At 54.3% G+C, this 20,278-nt stretch carries 15 protein-coding genes, 1 pseudogene and 1 riboswitch; of the genes and pseudogenes, 9 read left to right on the forward strand and 7 right to left on the reverse strand.

What is annotated here, in order from left to right:
* Positions 1-14 precede the first annotated feature (14 nt).
* Positions 15-3,254 carry a DEAD/DEAH box helicase gene (locus tag ACT3RW_RS14390; RefSeq protein WP_444614210.1) on the reverse strand — a complete coding sequence of 1,080 codons (3,240 nt, stop codon included), beginning with the start codon at positions 3,252-3,254 and terminating at the stop codon, positions 15-17.
* Between the two features lie 114 nt (positions 3,255-3,368).
* Positions 3,369-3,489: riboswitch (SAM riboswitch) on the forward strand.
* A 32-nt stretch (positions 3,490-3,521) separates the two neighbouring features.
* Between ACT3RW_RS14390 and ACT3RW_RS14395 the strand changes: the two genes are divergently transcribed.
* Complete coding sequence (locus ACT3RW_RS14395) at positions 3,522-4,073, forward strand: OsmC family protein (protein WP_444614211.1); 552 nt, start codon at positions 3,522-3,524, stop codon at positions 4,071-4,073.
* Positions 4,074-4,158: 85 nt separating this feature from the next.
* Here the strand turns inward: ACT3RW_RS14395 and ACT3RW_RS14400 are convergent, their stop codons facing one another.
* Together ACT3RW_RS14400 and ACT3RW_RS14405 are read right to left on the reverse strand one after the other, a co-directional pair.
* The gene (locus ACT3RW_RS14400; RefSeq protein ID WP_444614212.1) at positions 4,159-5,214 is read right to left on the reverse strand and encodes an L-idonate 5-dehydrogenase; all 1,056 of its coding nucleotides are present in this window, start codon (positions 5,212-5,214) and stop codon (positions 4,159-4,161) included.
* A complete protein-coding gene (locus tag ACT3RW_RS14405; RefSeq protein WP_444614213.1) occupies positions 5,204-5,974 on the reverse strand; it encodes an SDR family oxidoreductase in 771 nt (256 codons plus the stop codon). The genes ACT3RW_RS14400 and ACT3RW_RS14405 overlap by 11 nt, the downstream gene beginning before the upstream one ends.
* A gap of 118 nt (positions 5,975-6,092) precedes the next feature.
* Between ACT3RW_RS14405 and ACT3RW_RS14410 the strand changes: the two genes are divergently transcribed.
* On the forward strand, positions 6,093-6,824 hold the full coding sequence (locus tag ACT3RW_RS14410) for a hypothetical protein (RefSeq protein WP_444614214.1): 732 nt from the start codon (positions 6,093-6,095) through the stop codon (positions 6,822-6,824).
* Positions 6,825-7,079: 255 nt separating this feature from the next.
* On the opposite strand, the gene ACT3RW_RS14415 is transcribed toward ACT3RW_RS14410, so the two are convergent.
* From ACT3RW_RS14415 to ACT3RW_RS14425, 3 genes are read right to left on the reverse strand one after another with little or no spacing between them, the layout of a single operon-like run.
* Complete coding sequence (locus ACT3RW_RS14415) at positions 7,080-7,856, reverse strand: TM2 domain-containing protein (RefSeq protein WP_444614215.1); 777 nt, start codon at positions 7,854-7,856, stop codon at positions 7,080-7,082.
* A gap of 50 nt (positions 7,857-7,906) precedes the next feature.
* Entirely contained in the window at positions 7,907-8,542 is a 636-nt protein-coding gene (locus tag ACT3RW_RS14420) for a hypothetical protein (protein ID WP_444614216.1), read from the reverse strand.
* Positions 8,542-9,021: a hypothetical protein gene (locus ACT3RW_RS14425; RefSeq protein WP_444614217.1), complete on the reverse strand. Its 480-nt coding sequence runs from the start codon at positions 9,019-9,021 to the stop codon at positions 8,542-8,544. The genes ACT3RW_RS14420 and ACT3RW_RS14425 overlap by 1 nt, the downstream gene beginning before the upstream one ends.
* 222 nt (positions 9,022-9,243) lie before the next feature.
* On the opposite strand from ACT3RW_RS14425, the gene ACT3RW_RS14430 reads away from it, so the two are divergent.
* The 7 genes and pseudogenes from ACT3RW_RS14430 to ACT3RW_RS14460 form a co-directional block, all read left to right on the forward strand.
* Positions 9,244-11,277 carry a helix-turn-helix transcriptional regulator gene (locus ACT3RW_RS14430; RefSeq protein WP_444614218.1) on the forward strand — a complete coding sequence of 678 codons (2,034 nt, stop codon included), beginning with the start codon at positions 9,244-9,246 and terminating at the stop codon, positions 11,275-11,277.
* Positions 11,278-11,321: 44 nt separating this feature from the next.
* Positions 11,322-12,890 carry a class I SAM-dependent DNA methyltransferase gene (locus ACT3RW_RS14435; protein ID WP_444614654.1) on the forward strand — a complete coding sequence of 523 codons (1,569 nt, stop codon included), beginning with the start codon at positions 11,322-11,324 and terminating at the stop codon, positions 12,888-12,890.
* Entirely contained in the window at positions 12,890-14,074 is a 1,185-nt protein-coding gene (locus tag ACT3RW_RS14440) for a restriction endonuclease subunit S (RefSeq protein ID WP_444614219.1), read from the forward strand. Before ACT3RW_RS14435 ends, ACT3RW_RS14440 begins: the two co-directional genes overlap by 1 nt.
* Positions 14,075-14,418: 344 nt before the next feature.
* Positions 14,419-17,616, forward strand: a complete 3,198-nt coding sequence (locus tag ACT3RW_RS14445) for a type I restriction endonuclease subunit R (RefSeq protein ID WP_444614220.1) — start codon at positions 14,419-14,421, stop codon at positions 17,614-17,616.
* A 176-nt stretch (positions 17,617-17,792) separates the two neighbouring features.
* Positions 17,793-18,368, forward strand: a complete 576-nt coding sequence (locus tag ACT3RW_RS14450; RefSeq protein WP_444614221.1) for a hypothetical protein — start codon at positions 17,793-17,795, stop codon at positions 18,366-18,368.
* A 114-nt stretch (positions 18,369-18,482) separates the two neighbouring features.
* Complete coding sequence (locus tag ACT3RW_RS14455; protein WP_444614222.1) at positions 18,483-19,157, forward strand: hypothetical protein; 675 nt, start codon at positions 18,483-18,485, stop codon at positions 19,155-19,157.
* 173 nt (positions 19,158-19,330) lie between these two features.
* Positions 19,331-19,468 (forward strand): annotated as a pseudogene (locus tag ACT3RW_RS14460) (ISL3 family transposase); the annotation flags it as partial.
* An 89-nt stretch (positions 19,469-19,557) separates the two neighbouring features.
* Here ACT3RW_RS14460 and ACT3RW_RS14465 read toward each other — a convergent pair.
* Entirely contained in the window at positions 19,558-20,265 is a 708-nt protein-coding gene (locus tag ACT3RW_RS14465) for a FadR/GntR family transcriptional regulator (protein WP_444614223.1), read from the reverse strand.
* Positions 20,266-20,278 lie beyond the last annotated feature (13 nt).

Below are 20,278 nucleotides of genomic sequence, written 5' to 3' on the forward strand. Positions count from 1 at the left end.
GACAACGATTCAAGCTACTGCATCAAAGCTAAGAAGTCATCAGCGCTCAAGGCAGACTGCTGACCAGCCTCCGATTCGTCACCCAAAACGTCATTAAACAGCTGCGTCTTTTTGGCTTGTAAGGCCAGCACCTTGGACTCGATGGTGTCCTTGGCGACCAGACGATACACGTAAACCGGTCGTTCCTGACCAATGCGGTGTGCACGGTCAATGGCCTGAGCTTCCGCAGCCGGATTCCACCAAGGATCCAACAAGATGCAGTAATCAGCAGCGGTGAGGTTGATACCAAAACCGCCGGACTTCAACGAGATGAAGAAGACCGGGAAGTCCCCATTGCTGAACCCATCGATCATTTCTTTTCGCTTGATTCCACTAGTGGAACCATCTAGGTAACCGTGCTCAATATCTAGCGATACGGCAACGTCCCGCGCCTTGGTCAAGAAGCTGGTGAACTGGCTGAAGACCAAGATCTTGTGTCCTTCAGCCACTGCGTCGGCCATCAGTTCTCGTAGTAGCTCAAGCTTGGCGCTCGGGCCGTCACCTTCACCGACCAAGGACGGATCTAAGGCCAGTTGGCGTAGCAACGTGAGCGACTGCAAAATCTTGAAACGGTTGGAATCTACGTCATCAACCAATCCGAGCACTTCTTGTCGTACCCGCTGGAAGCGACGGTCATAGGCCTTACGGTGACTTGGTTCCAGCTCAACTTCCAGAATCTGTTCGGTTTTTGCTGGAAGTTCCGGAACCACCTGTTCTTTGGTGCGTCGAAGTACAAATGGACGCAACCGGCTCTTGAGACGATCGAGTCTTTCTTTATCACCGTCGGAAATCTGCTTCTGATAAATATCCTTGAAGGCCTTCTGTCCGCCCAACAGTCCAGGGGCAGCCAAGGAAACCAGAGCCCACAGCTCAAGGAGATTATTTTCCATCGGCGTACCAGTGACAACGAACTTACAAGGCACCGGCAACTGGCGCGCTTGCTTATAGCCCTTTGAGGTGTGGTTCTTCAGCTGTTGCGCTTCATCCATGATCATCACGGAGAATCCGGCAGCTTCAAACTCTTCATAGGACAGTCGGAAGATCGTGTAGCTAGTGACAATCAGCTGCGCGTCACCCAACTGATCCTTGATGCTCTGCCCGGCCTTTTTTGACGTGGAGCTAATCCCCCGCGTACGAAGGTTCGGCGCGAAACGCTGCGCTTCATTGATCCAGTTACCTACCACCGAGGTCGGGGCAAGAACCAAGAACTTTTGATCAGGGTTTTCCGTGCGCGCTTGCTCCAGACAGGCCAGCAACTGGACCGTTTTACCCAAGCCCATGTCATCTGCGAGCACTCCACCCAGTGAGTGGGTACGCAAGAAATTCAGCCAGGCCAGTCCCTGCTCCTGGTACGGGCGCAAATTCGCTTTGAAACTTTCTGGCAGAGCTACGGGCGCAAGTTCCTCGCCACTGGTCAGCTCGTTCATGGTTTCTAGCCAGGCGTTGTGCTGAGCTTCAATGATGCCCAAGTCCAGCAGTTGTTGCCACCAGTCGATGCTCAGCTTGTGGATGCGAATCGTATCGCCTTCAACTGTGCCCAGTTCCCCAGCTTCATTGACCAACTGACGTAGCTGAGCAAAGTCAGCACCGGCGATGGGAATGACGGTCAGATCATCTAAGACAAGGTAGTCCTCATGCCGAGTCAGCGCTGCGAGTAGTTGAGGGAAAGGTACCTTGACCTCATCAATGGTGACTTCAATGGAAAGGTCGAACCAGTCTCCGGTGCTTTCTCCGGCTTCAACGGCAACGGTGGCTGGTGCATCATTTATTTGGTACTTGGGCAGTCGGTTTTGCGCTTCGATCAATACGTCCGGGTGCTCTTCGAGCAGCGGAAGGGTATAAACCAAGAAGTCGATGGACTGAGAGATGCTCAGGTCTTGATCTTCAAAAATGCCCGAGGAGTTCACCGGTCCCAAGGCAGCGTCGTCTCCAAGCTTGTCCTTGATCGAGGCAAGGATTTCCTTCTCGATGCCACGTTGCCGTGGCGCCTTGGACGGGTACTTCCACGAATAGCGCAGGGCGACAACTTCTGGGCTGCTAGATACAGCCAGCCTCAGGACGGGACGAGCAGGGGCAGGAATTTTATAGCTCACGTCGACGCTTTTCAGCGGGGCCAAGTGGCGCATGCGTTCCAGATGTTTTTCCTCAAAACGCGGAACGTCTGCTGCTGGAACGAACTGAACTCCAGAAGCAATAAAAGAGGCAAGTTCTGCTGAAACAGGCTCAGCAAATTCTGCCAGTCCCCAGTCTTTAGCCTTGGCCAACGGCTTAGCCGAGTACACCAAAAATGTCGGTGGATTTCCGACGGGCAGTACATGTGAGTCTTGTGGATCAGGTGCGGAAATGAACCCCTCCATGGTCAACCCGTCTTCACCACGGCGCAGATCTACAAAAGCATTCGCCGGCTCAGGGCTGAAGGTCACAGCGGGCTTGGCGTTGCTACTTCCGTTGATGATCTGCACTCCGGCTGCTTGCAGCGCAACGAAAGCTTCGAGCAAATCTTTGCCCGGCAAATCCATTAGCGAGATCCAGTCTTTGACGTCCCAGACATAACCGTATTTTTGCTTTTCAGCCTGCTCTCGTAGCTGGTCTAGTTCGCTAATGGCACGGCGCTGTTCTTTGGAGAACCGCTTGTCAAAGGCCACAGACTTCCAGCTCACTCCTGTCTGAATCCATGGGCTCTTGGTACCTTGTCGCGCCGGACGGGCCTGAAGGGTCAGGACATCATCGCTGCCGTAGCGTGGTTCGCTGACGATTTTTAGAATGAGGCCCAGCGGCTCTTGGGCGACGTCCGGTTCATCATCAATGACGGGCAATAGGCGGTTAAGACTACGTTCCCACTGCGGCACCGCTTGACGTTGCCAGTCATGCGGCCGCACCGCACCGTCGGTAACGTACAGAGGCTCATCATCTTCGTTAATGGTTTCAATCAATAACGCGGCGACTTCTTCGCAGCGAGTACTGGTGGGGTGTTTGCTGCAACCACCTTCAAATGAAATCCCTTGCGCTTCAAATCGGAAGGTTGCGTTCACCTGCGCGCCGAGCACCTGTCCGCGCACTTGAGTAAGACCGGCTTCAACGTGGCGTTCAACGTGCGAGACCTTTCCCGACTGATAGTAGAACGCACCAATCTCCAACGTGTCCTGGTCCAGTACCAAGTCCAAGTTTTTGATAGTCAGCTGGTATTCCATATCCGCCAATCGTTGTGTACGCAATAGAGCCGGTTGCTACCCTCCATCCTATCGACGGTTACCGACAGCTTCGTAATGACGAAAAGTTAAGCGAATGCTTTACTCGCAGCGGTACTCAAGGATAAAAATGAATCACTGAATCACGAGTTCCACTCACTACGGCCCTGGCTGAGTGGACGGCAACCCTCTAGTCATTGTGCGGGGTGCCCCAGGTGAAGATTCGACGCATCTTGAGAGTCAAGAAGCGTAAACGATGGCGCACCCTTGCGTCAGAAAAGGGGAACACCTCTTATGCCTACCACAACCAAGAAACTTTCCGTAGCCGAAGACCGTTCTGCGCGTTTGCAAGAAGCTGACGCTGGGTGGGGTGAACGCATTTCGGCAGCCCCACAGAGCGCACAACTCACGTTTAGTGTTCGTGGCGAAGGCTTCGGCTCTGTTGCCAGTAACATCAGGGCCGGCAAGCACAGCTTTACCGTTGATGAACCAGCTGCACTGGGAGGCAGCGACATCGCGGCCAGCCCGGTGGAATATGCCTTGGCAGCGTTGGTTTCCTGCCAAGTAGTTGTTTACCGTCTGTACGCGGAAAACTTGGGCATCCAAGTAGATGATGTGCAGATCACCGCTGATGGCCAGCTTGATGTTCGTGGCCTGTTTGGCATTGATGAAACAATTCGTCCGGGCTTCTCCTCCGTGGACTTGCAGGTGCACATCGCTGGTCCTGAATCCGCCGAGCGTTATGAAGAACTACGCCAGGCTGTGGATGCTCACTGCCCAGTGCTAGATCTGTTCACCAATCCGGTCCCGGTCAGCACCTCGGTGCATATCGCTGGCGCGAACTAATACGATCTTGCTCTAAAACCGCTCGTGGCGGTGGCCCCATAATTATGGGGCCACCGCCACGAGCGCGTGATCTTGCTAGTTGCGCTTATTCGCTACGAAAATCCAGCAGTACTTTGCCTGAGCTGGCCGAATCCTTGGCCGTTTCAAAAGCTTGTAATGCTTGGTCCACCGGGAACTGGTGAGTGACCGCGGCGGAGATCTGTAAGGATCCATCAGCCAGAGCTGCAAGCACCTGGTCGATTTCGTCGTTAAAGCGGAAGGAACCGACCAGTTCTAGCTCGCGGGTGATGGCCAATGAGATCAGTGCTGGTTGCTCGCCGGTGGGTAGCAGTCCGACCATTACTACTCGACCGCCGCGTACCGCTCCGCGAACGGCTGAAGCCAACCCACGGTAGTTACCGCTGGCTTCAATGACCACGTCCGCTGCGACCTTGGCAATCGCCTCGGTATCATCGGCGCGCAAGGTAGCGGTGGCACCCAGTTCCCGGGCGATCTCTAACGGTTTCTCGTGCATATCCACTGCAATGATCTCTGCTGCTCCGCCGCGCTTGAGCACAGCGATAGCCAGCGCACCGATCGGACCCGCGCCAATTACCAAGGCGCGTTTGCCTTTAATTTCTCCAGCGCGAGACACCGCGTGCCAGGCGACGGCCGCCGGTTCTGCCAGTGCTGCATCTTCAAGTGAAAGTCCTGCAGGCAGTGCGCGAAGCATCCGGGCGGGCAGGTTCACTTCACGAGCAAAGGCACCCTCGGTGTGGGGATAGCGTGCGGCCGAACCCAGGTAGGTGCAGCCTGGGGAAAGGTTCGGGCGTTCGCTGGGGTAGGCCTCGCCGGTTTCCCCCGGGGTGGCTGGGTGAACGGCCACGTTGGTGCCAGCTTGTGGACCGGTGCCGTCAGCTGCAGCTTGGATGACCGTGCCAACAATTTCGTGGCCCAGAATCATAGGTGCTTTAAGGATGGATTCCCCGGCGGCGCCATGGCTCCAGTAGTGCAGGTCTGACCCGCAGATACCACCAAAGGCAATGGCTATACGTGCTTCATCAGCTGCTGGTTCTGCCACGGCGATCTGCTCGACCCGCAGATCCCCTGCAGCGTGAGCCACCACGGCCACGGTGCTGTTGGTCAAGGTATTAGACGACAACGCTCATACCTCCGTCGATGAAGATGGTCTGGCCGTTGACGTAGTTCGACCCGTCGGAGGCTAGCCATACTGCCGGGCCCGCCAAATCTGCGACGGTGCCCCAGCGAGCAGCCGGGGTGCGGCCAAGAATCCACGAGTTGAACTTTTCGTCATCCACCAGGTTTTGGGTCATCTCGGTGTGGATGTATCCCGGGGCAATGCCGTTGATCTGCAAACCGGCTCCGGCCCATTCTGCGGTCATCGCGCGGGTGAGGTTGCGCAGGCCGCCCTTGGCCGCGGTGTACGCAGAAATGGTGGGTCGGGCTAGATCGGTTTGCACCGAGCAGATGTTGATGATCTTGCCTTCGCCACGCTCCACCATGCCGCGAGCCACTTCGCGGCCAACGAGGAATGCACTGGTCAGGTTGGTGTCAATGACGCGCTGCCAGTCTGCAAGTTCTAACTCCAGCATCGGGACGCGGTGCTGAATTCCGGCGTTGTTCACCAAAATGCGGATGGCGCCGAGGTCTTTTTCGATGCTTGCGATGTTCTCGCGCACGGCGGCATCATCGGTGACATCAAAGCAGACGCTATGGATTTTTTCGGCACCGTACTGCGCGCTGAATTCGGCGGTGGTTGCAGCTAGACGTTGCTCGTCGCGGCCGTGCAGGATGATGGTGGCGCCGGCGTCGGCTAAGGCGCGGGCTAGTTCGCGGCCGATGCCACGCGAAGACCCGGTTACTAGGGCCAGTCGTCCGGACAGGTCAAAGAGTTGACTCATGAATTCCCTCGCAAAAAAGTGTCGATAGTGCACCGACGGGAACTCATCACTCCGGCTTGTGCCCGGCGTGGTCTCCAAAAGGGAGCCCCGTCGCTCTCTCAAAACATATCAGATATATGTGACGCAGGTTGCAATAAAGTACGATTTATACTTCATTGAAGGTCAACACGGTGCCACGGTAAAACAGCCTCGGGTTGTCGTCGACGATCTCAAATTACTCGATTTCAGCTCTTACTGTCAGGATGCAATCATGAACTCGCCACTGACGCTTCCTCCTGCCAACGAAAACGAACTCTGGCTCCATCTCTCTAATTCCTATCGAAACTACATCACTGACACGTCAGAGCACTACGACGAGGTACTTCTAGAGATCACGGAACGTTTTGTCGCATCTGGTTCGTTAGGAAAAGCCGACATTGGCTCTCTCCTGTTGTGGAAGCGACTCCAGGCAAACACCCGCTGGGCAAAAGCGTTGCTGAACACTCCTGATCTAGAAGTGCGCGGGGCCACGGAAAACGTGTTCAGGTTTGCTAATAACGAGGCGCTTAGTGTTCCCGATGCAGCTAGGCAAGCGCGAAGCGCAATCGGTTCCATCCCTGGATTCAAGTCAGGAGATGCTCTGGCTTCATCGGTCATTGTCGCTGCTGCACCAACTCGAATGGCTATTTATGATCGTCGCGCACATCATGGACTGACGTTGCTCGGCATAGAACTGTCAAACAAGAGTGGCCGATATTCGAGGTACATGGATGTATTGCAGAAATTGATAGCTGTCGCTGCAGAACATGATGAAAAGTGGACTGCTCGGCAGGTAGACCAAGCCCTTTTCACATTGGGAAACAGTCGATAGGACCAGTAAATATTCCGGTGCTGAATGTTCACTTTCGAGTGGGTCGCTGGTTGGCTCGGTCGATAGTTCACGTGAACTGACTGCCGAATTTCACCCAATCTGTCAGACGCGAACAGACCGGAGCCCGCAAGAGTCCAAGACTTGTGTGGGCTACAGTCTGTGTTTTAAACCCGGACAGGATCTCTCCCCAAGGAGATCCTGTCCGAGCATGTTTTCGTGTCCACTAGTCCCCGACTAATGGACACGAAATCTTTGTTAGCGCTTTTCTTCGATGGTGACGCTCCAGCCATCAAAGTTTGCAGCGTTCACATCTAGGTAGTACTTTCCTGCAGACTTGTGAAGTGCAGATTCTTCACTGATCGGGCCATCGATCATAGCTTCAGGAAGTCCACCGTCCTTCATCAGATCGGTTCCTTCATCCAGGAGGTAGATGGAACCCAAAGACATGTCTTCGCCACCCTTGAAGCTGTAGGTCATTCGCGCTTCGTTTCCGGTGAGCTCAAAGACCTGGCTGGACTTATCGGACTTACCGTCAATGGTGATTACTTCCTGCCAGGTCGCGTCCGCTGGCTCCACCTCGGCGGCTGGCTCTTCCTCTGCAGACTCTTCAGCAGCTGTGGTTGAACTAGCGGCAGGCTGGTCAACCACAGTTGGAGCTGAGCTAGTAGATGGAGAATCTGAAGCAGCACCGTTAATTCCGGTGATTCCCATGATTCCGCCAAGGACAATCAAAACAATGCTGATGATCCACGCCAGCATCTTGTGCTGTGCGTAGCCCACCAACGGACGGCGGTACTTGTCGGTCATCCCTCCGCAAAGAATGATGATCAGGTCAATGACTGACCAGAGTCCAAAACCGCCAAGCGTGATCAGCTTGAGTATTCCGGTGCCAATCTTGCCCAGGTAAAAACGGTCAATGCCCAGTCCGCCCAGAAGGAGGGACAGAAGCCACGTCGTCAGGAACGACTTTGGTGGTAGGTACGGGGCGGGGTATTGCTCCATTGGAGCAGGTTGCTGATTGATGTTGCTCATGATGACTCCTCAGATGGGTGATGAAAGGTAAATTTGGTGAGTTGCGGGTTCTACTGCTTGACCCAGGTTCCGCAGCGCTGAGTCTCGAAGTCCTGACCCTTTTTCAGCGAGACCGTGGGACGCCCGCCTCCAGGAATACCGTTGTCGATAATGTCGCTGCCGTTGGTACCGGTCGCCAGCACCGCCCAATAGCATTCGCTATCGACAGATTCCTTGGTCCGGTAAGTGCCGGCTTTGATGTCGGTTCCAACCGTCCAAACTCCGCTTTCGACGGAGTTTTCTAGCTGTTCAGCTTCGATCTTGCCGACAGCCTTTTCTCGCTCGGCAACTTCAGCTTCTGCGTCGCTCAGTTCTTCTTCACGTTCGTCTAGCTCCGTCGCGCGTTCGTTCAACGCGGTGTCTTTTTCGTCCGCAGCGTCTTCGCGTTCACTGATCCCTGAATCAAGATCCGCATAGTCAGCCTGAGCCTTGTCGCGTTGCTCGGTTACTGTTGACACTGTCTCGGCTAATGCCAGATACTCGTCAGATTTCTTGGGATCCAAGATGTTCATTCCCCAGAAGACTCCACCAATCAGGGAACCGACCACTAGTACTGAGGTGAGGATGAGCGCCCAACGCTTCTTCTTATTCTTGGCTTTCACAGGGGAGATTTCAGGCTGTGACTGCATCGGTGTTGCTTCGCTCATTACTGATCACCTTCTTCAATCAAGACGCTGGAACCGTTGTCTGGGTGGTAAGTCCAAGTGGCTTGCAATGAACCCCACGAGTCGGTTTGCGTACCGTCCAAAGCTCGGGTGCGACTGATCTTCTGTTGCGTTGACTCAGGTACGCCAAGTTCGGTCAGCATGCAGCTAGAGGCGGTCCAATCCGTGGTTCCACCATCCAATAAGTCCTCACCCTTGGTATCAAGCTCAATGGCAGCACCTGCATCAAGGACGGTGTAACCCTCAGCCTCGATACCGCAATTTTCAACTGCTTGATCGATGACCTTTTGGCTCAAGGCCTTGGCATTTCCGGCAACGCCGCTAGGGACGGAAATTCCAATAACGAGTCCTAGAACGGTGCCGGCTACTAGGCCGCCAAGCGCCGGCATCAGCCAAGACTTCTTGGCGCGTTTTCTGAGCATCTCCGGCGGGACAATTGGTCCCTGCATCTGTTGATCCATGATGGCCTCCTGGGCGAGTAAGCGATGAAATAGACGTTCTCGGCCCCGGCATCCTCTGGAGCGTATTGGCTTGTTTACGTCGTAGAACCAGACTGAGGGACAATTGATTATTATGGATACTAAATTGCTGATAATGGGGGTTATCAGCTGATCTATATACCAAGACCAACTACTCCTATAGGCTCAGAACATATCGACCGCTCGCGCCAAGGAGGAATACCGATGAACTTGCAGGAACTTATCTCGCTGCCCGACATCGCCCGCCTTGCTCAGGTGCAGCGGCCGGTCGTTTCCGTCTGGCGCACCAGAAGTCGCGGAAGCCAATTCCCATTTCCAGAAGCACAGCAAATCAGCGGTTCTCAGGAACTTTTTTCCTCGTCTGAAATCGTTCAATGGCTTCAAGAAACTGGACGTGGCAATAACCCAGAGTTCAAAGAAGACTCGGCGGCTTACACAACTTTGGCCCGCGAGAATTTCCACGTCGTGACAGCACTTTTGGCACTACAGCAACAGGTAGGCCAACCATTGGCCAGCTTCTCGCCTAACGACATCCTTGATCTTGCGGACAACGTAGATGAAGAGGACGAGATCTTGTACTCGGAAGTCGAATCGGTGCGAGATCACTTGGAGATTTTGGCACCTTACGTGGACAAGTTGGTGGACGCTTCGTACGGAGCGCTGCCAGCTTTTGAAGCTCTCTTCGCTGATCGGTTCCGCGCCAATGAAGACGCTCTGAGCAAGACTGCAATCTCTGAACCAACGCGCCGGCTCGTTGCCCACTGCGCACGGGAACTTGCTAGCACAGCTATGGTCTTCCAAGAAAGCAGCGCTGGTGGCAGCGACCTCCTCCACGAACTAACGCATGGACTGCCCGAAGCAGAAACCTTGTGTATCCTTCTTCCTGAATCAGGCGACGCCCAGAATGTAGAAGCTAGGCTCACCAAGCGTCGAATAAAAATGCTGGTCGCTTCTAATGAGTCCCTTGTACTCACAGCAGATCCAGTCGACGCTTTGCAAGCTACTCGCTTGGCTCAGTTCCCTGCTCCGGGTGCGCTAGACGATGATCCTAAAACGATCCTGCAGGGCATCGATAACCTCGTCTTGGAACTTGCCCCGAATCAAAGTGCAGTGATCATTGCTCCAGCAAACGTCTTGGTGGATTCGTCACGAGACAAAGAACTGACGAACACCCGAGCCTCTATTCTGCGCATGGGACGTATCCTCGCTGCCGCTCGCCTTCCACAAGGACATTTCCTCTACAAGCCTCGCACCGCCTTGGCCCTATGGGTGATTGGCCCAGATAATTCTGAGGTCCCACTCGTCGAGCGTCGAATCATGCTTGCAGACCTCAGTGAGCTAGCACTAGACGACGGAGTCATTGCTGACTTCGTTTCAGATTTAGCGGCAAGCTTTTTGGATGTTCAAGGGCTGCGGGCTCACTCGTTCCGGTTCGCCCAATGGAGACGCACCAGCAAGCTGATCGCAAGCTCAGATGGATTAATTCCACGCCATCGGTTCAGCCGTAAGTTTATCGGTGAAGACTCAACGATCCGTGCCAAGCACCAAGTTGAGTTTGAACAATCTGTCCTTGCGCTCAACCAGGCTACCCCCGAGCGCCCAACCTTTCAGATGGAACTGCGGCCCCGAAATTCTCAGGAAGCTACCGAATACGCGCCCGAGCAGCTCACGGTCTCTGACCTCATTGTACGAGGAGCGTTGCAGCTCTTGTCCGGCACCAGATTCACCGAGGAATCTCTGCAGAGCGATTGGGCTGACGGTATCGGAGTTTGGTCCCCCGCCGATCTTGTGTCTGGGAGCCCCTCCTCCGTCATTTCATATTTTGATCTTGCACAATCTTACGGACGGGCAGTGATTACTGAACCCGGAGATGTCATTTTCACCTCCATCGGAATCCCAGCAGCACAGGTAGATCTAGAAGGATCAAAGGTTGTAAATTTCCCGGCACGAATTCTAAGAATCAAACCCACCTCCTCCCGAAGGATTCATCCTGCAGTCCTTGCCTCAGACATCAACAGTCAACAGCCTGCTGACTGGCACAAGTGGGAAATTAGGCAGGTTCACCCAGATACTTTTGAAGCCATGGACCGAGCCTTCCAGCTGCTAGACACAGAGCGAACGATAGCTGCCCAGCGAATAAAACTTTTAGACGACATGTCTCAGCAAATAACCAATGCACTATTGTCCGGCGAACTTGAGATACTTGTTCCAGACAGCTTTAAGGAAGGACGTCCCTAGTGGCACGTATTAAGAAGGAGGCAGCTGCGGCTGCCCCAAGCACGATGAAGGAACTCAAAGATACTCTGTGGAAAGCAGCAGATAAGCTTCGTGGTTCCATGGATGCTTCACAATACAAGGACGTAATTCTCGGCCTCGTATTCCTCAAGTATGTTTCTGATGCTTTTACCGAGCGTCGCGAGCAATTGGAATCTGAACTTGCCGCAGACGGCATGACCGAAGAACAGGTAGCGATGCTGCTAGACGATGTAGATGAGTATATCGGCCAGAACGTGTTCTGGGTCCCTGCAAACGCACGTTGGACGTACCTGACCGAGAACGCCAAGGGACTTCCTGCAGTTGGCAGTGAGGCTCCCAAGAATATTGGTGAGCTAATCGATGCTGCCATGGATGCAATCATGGCTTCCAACCCACCACTTGCAGCAACACTTCCACGCATCTTCAACCGTGATTCCGTGGACCAACGCCGTCTGGGCGAATTACTTGATCTGCTTAATACCGCGCGCTTTACCGGCCAAGGTTCCGGCCGAGCCCGTGATCTGCTCGGTGAAGTTTATGAATATTTCCTAGAGAAATTTGCTCGCGCCGAAGGTAAGCGTGGCGGAGAGTTCTATACTCCTGCTGGCGTGGTGCGCGTATTGGTAGAGGTCCTAGAACCCACAAGTGGCCGAGTCTATGACCCAGCTTGCGGTTCCGGAGGCATGTTCGTCCAGACCGAAAAATTCTTGGACTCGCATAACGCGGACCGTACCGCGATCTCTGTATACGGTCAGGAACTGAACGAGCGCACTTGGCGCATGGCCAAGATGAACTTGGCAATCCATGGTCTGAACGCCAATCTCGGTCCACGCTGGGGTGACACATTTGCCCGTGACGTGCACCCAGAGATGCAGGCTGACTATGTCATGGCCAACCCTCCATTCAATATCAAGGACTGGGCACGCAACGAGTCTGATCCGCGCTGGCGCTATGGTGTCCCACCGGCAAACAACGCCAACTATGCCTGGATCCAACACATCATTTCCAAGCTGGCTCCAGGTGGTACTGCGGGTGTAGTCATGGCCAATGGTTCCATGTCCTCTAGTGCAGGCGGCGAAGACGATATCCGTGCCCAGCTGGTTGAGGCGGATCTCGTTTCCTGCATGGTCGCGTTGCCTACACAGCTTTTCCGCTCCACCGGCATTCCTGTTTGCACGTGGTTCTTAGCGAAGGACAAGACCGCTGGCGAACAGGGTTCAATGGACCGTTCGGGACAGGTACTCTTCATCGATGCCCGCAATCTTGGCTATATGGTGGACCGCGCCGAACGAGCATTTAGCGATGACGATATCGCGAAGATCGCTGACACCTTCCATGCATGGCGTGGAAGCGCCTCAGCTGGAGGTAAGGAATACACAGACGAAGCTGGCTTCTGTTACTCGGCAAGATTGTCGGAAATCAAAGACGCCGAATACGCGCTCACTCCTGGACGCTACGTCGGGGCAGCCGAAACTGAAGACGATGGCGAACCCATCGAAGAAAAAATCGCGCGGTTGAAGACTGAGCTATTCACACAATTTGAAGAGTCAGAGCGGCTGGCCGCAAATCTACGAGTGCAATTAGGGAGAATCTAATGACTGAGCTTAAAGAACGCCCGCTGACAGATCTCCTTTCACATATAGTGGATAACCGCGGACGCACTTGCCCAACAGCCGATACTGGCGTTCCGTTGATTGCAACTAACTGCATCAAAGATGATGAACTCTATCCGGTATTCGAAAACGTTAGATATGTAGATTCTGCTACCTACAGTAGTTGGTTTCGCGGACATCCAGAATCTGGGGACATCATTTTCGTCTGCAAAGGAAGCCCCGGTCGAGTTGCGCTTGTCCCCGACCCCGTTTCATTTTGCATCGCGCAAGATATGGTGGCCCTGCGTGCCGATCCAGCAATCGCCAATAACCGGTACTTGTACTATTTGATGTCAGCGTCAGAAACTCGGCGAAAAATCGAAAACATGCATGTCGGCACGATGATTCCGCACTTCAAGAAGGGTGACTTTCACAAGTTGCTTCTGTCAGTACACGAAGATCTTTCGGTCCAGACAGCCATCGCTGAAGTGCTAGGCGCGCTCGATGACAAGATCGTTGTCAACACAAACCTTTCACAAACAATCGACCAGTTTCTGGCCGCCTCCTTTGCACGTATAACGCGAAGCTCTCCAACTATCAGACTCGGCGAGATCGCATCTGTAAATCCTGATTCTTGCAAACCCCTTGCCGGTGGGTCTCTTCGGTATATTGACATTTCGTCTGTCGCACAAGGGTCTTACGAATTTCCGGAGGTCTCCAGCTGGGACGACGCCCCTTCTCGTGCGAGGAGACAGGTAAAAAGCGGCGATACATTGTGGTCCACGGTTCGTCCCAATCGTAGATCCCATGCACTGAATCTCTCCTCAGATCAACTGCTCGTTGGCTCGACGGGACTCGCCGTGCTACGTCCTCACAGTATCGGCTACGCCTACTTATACGAGTCAACTAAAACTCGTGAATTCTCCGCATACCTCGAAAACGTTGCCGAGGGCAGCGCATATCCAGCCGTTCGATCGAGTCGATTCGAGGAAGCGCCAATCAGTTGGCCGGAGAGTGTGGCTAGGGATTCGTTCGAAACAACTGCTGATCCACTGCGCAAGATGCAGCACAGCATTGAACTTGAAAACCGGCATCTTGCGGTCATACGTGACATGTTGCTCCCCCAACTCATGTCGGGCAAGCTCCGCGTCAAGGATGCCGAAGCAATTGTTGAGTCTGTTGTGTAACCGGCCTCCAATTGATCACGCGCACCTGAGAGATTGTAGCCAAAGGTAGTTCCACAGCAGAGAGGAAACGGTATGAACTGGCCTACCGTTGTACAAGCTCAAGAACTCTGTGGTTACCGAATGTGCGCTGAGCGCGGTCTCTACTCCCCATCCTGCATTACCAAGTGGGCGACTGCGTCTAAGGAATAACTTCCAAAAGAGGACTCCCGCAGTCTGCCGAGTATCGATGAATTGGAAACGGAATTTGCTGCTACCGGTAGCGGCGAAGGTAACGGTTCCTCATGAAAACTCCCCAAAACAGTAACCAAATTGATTGTTCGCTTAGTGATTAAGGATCTAGCTCAATGACGACTCACACCAGCTTCTCCGAGGCGGACCTCGAAGGACTCGTCCTCGAATGGCTCGGCGATGGATGGCGGCCCACCCACGGCCACGACATCGCGCCGGGCACCGGCGAACGCGAATCATGGGACGAGCTATTGATCCGTCCGCGTCTGCTCGCCGCGCTGCGCCGCCTGAATCCCGGTATCCCGGAGCAGTACCTGCAGCAGGCCTGCGCGGAAATCGCAGCTCCTGCATCCCAGGATGCAATCACCGAGAACTACCGCATGCACAAGATGTTCGTGGACGGCTACCGTCTAACCTATCTTGACCCGGACGGAACCGAGCAGAATCCCACGCTGCGCCTGATCGGTGCCGAAGAGACGGACAATGATTGGTTGGCCGTCAGCCAGGTCACCCTGGTCCAGGGCGACTACAAGCGCCGCTTCGATGTCGTCTTGTACTGCAATGGCATGCCGGTGAGCATCATGGAGCTCAAGCGCGCAGGGGCCAAAAACGCGGACGTCGCTGCCGCCCATGCCCAACTACAAACCTACTTGCGCGAATTCCCGCTGGCTTTCCGTTTCTGCGTTTTCACTTTCGCCTCCGACGGCCTGGATGCCAAGTACGGCACCCCGTTCACGCCGCTGAACCACTTCTCACCGTGGAATGTCGATGATGACGGCGTCCCAGTCCCGGCTGACCTGGTTATCGATGGCGATGCGGTTCTGCCCATCGAGACTGCGATTGACGGGTTGTACAACCCAACACGATTCCTTCAGCTGATGCGTTCCTTCACCGCCTTCGATTCCGGAGCCGAAGGACTGCTAAAACGTATTGCCAAGCCCCACCAGTATTTTGCTGTCACCAAGGCTGTTGGATCCACCATTGACGCTGTGCGCACCAATGGAAAAGCCGGCGTTGTCTGGCACACCCAAGGCTCAGGCAAGTCAATGGAAATGGAACTCTACACCGCTTCAGTCATGCGCCACCCTGCGTTGAAGAACCCCACGGTCGTATTGATCACTGACCGCAACGAACTCGATGGTCAGCTCTACTCAGGCTTTGCCCGTTCCCAGCTGTTGCCCGACACCCCCAAACAGATTCGTCGCCGTACCGAGCTGCGTTCCGAACTCTCAGGACGGGTCACCGGTGGCATCTACTTCACGACTTTACAGAAGTTCGGGCGCACCAAGGACGAGAAGGACGCTGGTACTGAACACCCACTGCTCAGCGACCGGAAAAATATTATCGTCATCGTAGATGAGGCACACCGTAGCCATTACGACGACTTAGATGGCTACGCCCGCCACTTGCGCGATGCCTTGCCCAACGCAACTCTGATCGCATTCACTGGTACCCCGATCTCGTTTGAAGACCGTAACACCCGTGATGTTTTCGGTGACTACATCGATATTTATGATCTCTCGCGTGCAGTAGATGATGGCGCAACCGTACCTGTTTACTTTGAGCCTCGCCTGATTAAGGTTCAGTTGGCGGACGGCCGCACTTTGGAAGATCTGGATGCTGATGCTGACCGCGCAACATTGGGTCTAGACGACATTGAGCGTACACGCATTGAACAGTCAGTGGCGGTGGTCAATGCGGTCTACGGCGCGCCCGAGCGGCTGGCTGCACTAGCCAGGGACCTAGTCTCGCACTGGGAACAGCGCCGGGACACCATGGCTCCGTTCATCGCTGACGTCTCTGGCGCCCCGACCTCCGGCAAGGCCATGATCGTGGGAGGCACGCGCGAAATCTGCGCGAATCTCTACTCGGCCATCACCGCCCTACGCCCCGACTGGCACTCGGATGAAATGGACAAGGGCAAGATCAAAGTGGTGTACTCCGGTACTGCTTCAGACGTACCCCCAGTATCCGACCACGTTCGCCGCGACTCGGCGAATAACGTCATCAAGGAACGCCTCAAGAATCCTGAGGATGAACTGGAATTGGTCATCGTCAAGGACATGATGCTTACCGGCTTCGACGCTCCTCCCCTGCATACTTTGTACTTGGACCGCCCGCTCAAAGGCGCCTTGCTCATGCAGACGCTTGCCCGCGTCAACCGCACCTTCCGCGGAAAGAGTGACGGTTTACTTGTTGCATACGCTCCGCTTGCCGAAAACCTCGCCAACGCGTTGGCTGAATACACGGCAGATGACCGCAAAAACCAACCAGTTGGCAAGAATATTGATGAAGCTATCGCTCTGGCAGTTGAGCTGGTCAACCAACTTCGTGTACTGCTCGCCGGGCACGATTGGAAAGCAGCGCTCAGCAAGCCTGGGCCGAAGTCCTTCTTGAATGCTGTCACCGGTGCGGTCAACTACTTGCGTGATCCTGCCACTGCAGGAAATTCTGGAGCTGCCGAAGGCGCTCAACCTCTTGCGGTTCAGTACCGCACTACCGCTGGCCAGCTGGCACGAGCATGGGCTCTTTGCACGGGCTCAGGCAAGTTGGAAGAGCTCCGTCCCGAGATCCAGGTTTATGAGGAAATCCGTGTGTGGATGGGCAAGTTTGATGCCCAAGACCGTCAAGCACGTGGGCTGCCTGTTCCAGAGGATATCCAACGACAACTCGCCCAAATTATTGCTACGGCAACTGACGCTACCGGCAAGGTTCTTGATATCTACGAGGCCGCGGGCATGCCCAAGCCGTCTCTTAGTGACCTCACTCCGGAATTCATTGCTAAGACGCAAAAGTCACGAAACCCACAGCTGGCCATTGAAGCGTTGCGCAAGTTAGTGGCCGAAGAATCCGCGAAGTCCACTCGCAATAACGTCATCCGCCAGCGGGCGTTCTCTGAACGAATCACAGAGTTGATGACCAAATACACCAACCAGCAGTTGACCTCGGCAGAAGTCATTGCCGAGTTGGTGGAACTGGCAAAGGAAGTAGCCGAGGAATCCAACCGCGGTCAAAAGTTCTCGCCACCCATGGACCAGGACGAGCTGGCATTCTACGACGCAGTTGCACTGAATGAATCTGCACTTTTGGAACAAGGCGAAGATATGCTGGCCACCATTGCCCGCCAACTGGTTCAAGTCATGCGTCGAGATGTACGCACCGACTGGACCGTCCGCGAGGACGTCCGCGCCAAACTGCGCTCGTCCGTGAAACGGCTACTGATCTTGAACGGTTACCCGCCAGACAAGCAGCCCGAAGCCATCAAGCTCGTTATCGAGCAGATGGAAGCGATGGCTCAACGTCAGGTCGCCTAGTTCGCATTGCAAACGCCAATGTGTTCAACGGATGCATCCAGCTTCCGGTCTTGGTTGGGTTCCGCCATCATCGGAGAAGTCACAGGATTATGACGCTTGATGGCGGTTTTTCACGTTCTGTGTACATTGATAGGACAACGCGTACTAGACATTACTTATTAGGATGAGGCGAATTGATGGAAAATTTAGCGCCAGAAGCAATTGCGTTGGGAGCCCAACTCGCACGAATCGGCGCAACCAACGGTGCAACCGCGGTTACAGATAAGATCAAGGCGCTGAGAAGTGGCAAGAAACAAGACCAAATCATTGCTGGTCTTGAAGAGCTGATCAGCGAGCTCGTAGATGAAAAAGCAGAACTACTCCGAATCGCGCAATCCTACAGGCAAGAACTCACTTCTCAGGAGTTGAGCGCAGGCGATGTGCACTACATAGTCAACAGTGTTGTGCCACTTATTGAAGAGCTCGTTCCTGAGAGCGGAGACAGCGAAGAAACGCAAGCCATGATCGACAAGATCAAACCAATTTTGTCGGTGCAAACCATCAACATTTTACAACTCTTGGGGTTCAATTTCCGGAGAGCAGTTGGTGAACCACTAACTGATCTAGTTGCCAACCTGATTTCCAAGCCTCTGAAACAATCCGAAGCTGTGACCATGAAACGGTTTGAAATGGACAAGATCGCCAGCGACTTGGCAAAGAATCCTGAAGCTTTCGAACGTTTTAAACAAATTCGAGGAATCAACGCTGAGTGACTCAAAAAACTACAGTGTGGGCGCCATTACGCATACGGCGTTTTCTTAATGTTGTGTGCGGTGCAGAAAACTTCTGGTGAGGTTGTTCCGAAACCAATCACATAGCATGTGAACATGACACTCGCTGAACAATTCAAATGCGCAATACCCACACCTGACGCGCTCAAAGAAGGTGTGCTCTACTGCAGCACCAACGCTACAAATGGGGCGGACATTTGGTCTGCTGTCGGCACCTGTTTCGGCGTGCTTGTAACGGTTGTCATGGCAATATTCGCGTGGAAGGCCTGGGACACTTCGCGCCAACAGCTAAGCGTTGCACAGCACGAAGTCTCCGAAAATGCGTTTCGCTATGAACGCACGATTCAACTGGAATCACTGTTTGAATTGCTCGGGGTATATTCCGATCTTGATTCAAGAGTGTTAGAAGGGCCGGACGCTGTGAGAGAGATAGCCGGTCGCATGAGGGCGTCCGAACAAAAGTTCGCCATGCTCTGGGAGTACCCGCATTTTCCAGAGGGACTGGCGGCCTTTGATGATTGCCTTCTTGACGCTGCCTACGCTGCCAATGTATGCAGTAATAAAACATCTGGGGACATTGTCATCTATCGGATGCTCACGACTTCTAAGAATCGACTGTTCCGCGACTTCTACTCTGGCAAATTAGATGGCCCGTTAGAGCTCGATCGGACGTTGAGGGACTTGGCCGAGGTCTATACGGAAGCCCACCCTAAGATCTTCAAGCACACATTGGGTCCCTATTCTATGGAATCTTCTAAAAACCACGAATAAACAAGAGCACGCGCTCAGGCTAAGTACTAGAGCTAAAGGGGTTCCTCCGGATCCAGAGTGCAAACACCTAAACCCGCACGACAGATTACGGGCTTGTCCTAAAGTAACAAAAAGTCGAGGCCTTCAAGACGAATGAAAGTTACCACATTATCCATCGTTGAAAGACCTCGACTGTGCACCATTCGATCTATTCCCCAGCGGATCTGACCACTTTCACCGGCCTCGACACTCCAGGTCTAACGGCTATTGGTCAACACGTGACCTCAACCAGGGCAGAGATCCTCTGCGAAGTCACCGCCCCGAGCGCGTGGTTTGAACCGCCAGAATTAAGTGTAAAGAGACAATCCCACCTACGAAGAGCTACGACCCGACCACCAATGTGCCTTCGCACCGGCCGCTTCTACCGGGTCTGCGAGTAGAACCAGGTGATGTGTTCTTCGAGCAGCTGGGCTGCGCGCTCGCGCTGTCCAGTAGCGAAGGCATGATGGATGGCCTTGTGTTGGCGGCGTAAGACCTTCACCACCGGTTGCCATGATTCGTCGTCGGGAATCGACGCAGAAACATAGTCACTGATCGAATTGCGCAGCGATTCCATCATGGACTCCACTACCGCGTTGCCGGCCATGGACGCCAACAGCACGTGGAACTCGGCATCAATGCGGTGGAAGGATTCGCGGGACAGCTGCGAGTCATCCATGCGCATGATCAGCACCGCGGTGCGGTCAATGACCTGTTGCGCATGGATCGGGTCGCGGGGGTTCATCTGCGCGGCCCAGGTTTCCAGCAGAATGCGCGATTCGACGATCTCGCGAACGTTGATCCCCTTGGCCGCCAGATGCAGGCGCAAGGCCTGGGAGATCCCGGCCGAAGGGTTGGAGATAATCACTGCCCCGGAGTTGGGTCCGGAGCCCGTGGAGGTCTTGATGATGCCCATCACATCAAGGATGCGAATGGCATCTCGCACCGAGGCGCGAGAGATCCCATGTTGCTCCGCGAGCGCACGTTCACCGGGAAGCTGGTCCCCAACGGACAGCCTCTCGGTCAGCAGATCTTCCTCAATTGCTTGAAGCACGATCTGGTACGCACGCGGAGCTGGGTTAATTGGCATCGGATCTATTTTA

The sequence above is a fragment of the Glutamicibacter sp. AOP5-A2-18 genome, from assembly GCF_052446055.1.
Classification (GTDB): domain Bacteria; phylum Actinomycetota; class Actinomycetes; order Actinomycetales; family Micrococcaceae; genus Glutamicibacter.

Excerpts from the sequence above, each read along its gene's own strand:
- ACT3RW_RS14395 (WP_444614211.1), top strand. The coding sequence starts at position 3,522 with ATGCCTACCACAACCAAGAAACTTTCCGTAGCCGAAGACCGTTCTGCG.
- ACT3RW_RS14405 (WP_444614213.1), bottom strand. The coding sequence starts at position 5,974 with ATGAGTCAACTCTTTGACCTGTCCGGACGACTGGCCCTAGTAACCGGG.
- ACT3RW_RS14415 (WP_444614215.1), bottom strand. The coding sequence starts at position 7,856 with ATGAGCAACATCAATCAGCAACCTGCTCCAATGGAGCAATACCCCGCC.
- ACT3RW_RS14420 (WP_444614216.1), bottom strand. The coding sequence starts at position 8,542 with ATGAGCGAAGCAACACCGATGCAGTCACAGCCTGAAATCTCCCCTGTG.
- ACT3RW_RS14425 (WP_444614217.1), bottom strand. The coding sequence starts at position 9,021 with ATGGATCAACAGATGCAGGGACCAATTGTCCCGCCGGAGATGCTCAGA.
- ACT3RW_RS14430 (WP_444614218.1), top strand. The coding sequence starts at position 9,244 with ATGAACTTGCAGGAACTTATCTCGCTGCCCGACATCGCCCGCCTTGCT.
- ACT3RW_RS14435 (WP_444614654.1), top strand. The coding sequence starts at position 11,322 with ATGAAGGAACTCAAAGATACTCTGTGGAAAGCAGCAGATAAGCTTCGT.
- ACT3RW_RS14440 (WP_444614219.1), top strand. The coding sequence starts at position 12,890 with ATGACTGAGCTTAAAGAACGCCCGCTGACAGATCTCCTTTCACATATA.
- ACT3RW_RS14445 (WP_444614220.1), top strand. The coding sequence starts at position 14,419 with ATGACGACTCACACCAGCTTCTCCGAGGCGGACCTCGAAGGACTCGTC.
- ACT3RW_RS14450 (WP_444614221.1), top strand. The coding sequence starts at position 17,793 with ATGGAAAATTTAGCGCCAGAAGCAATTGCGTTGGGAGCCCAACTCGCA.
- ACT3RW_RS14455 (WP_444614222.1), top strand. The coding sequence starts at position 18,483 with ATGACACTCGCTGAACAATTCAAATGCGCAATACCCACACCTGACGCG.
- ACT3RW_RS14465 (WP_444614223.1), bottom strand. The coding sequence starts at position 20,265 with ATGCCAATTAACCCAGCTCCGCGTGCGTACCAGATCGTGCTTCAAGCA.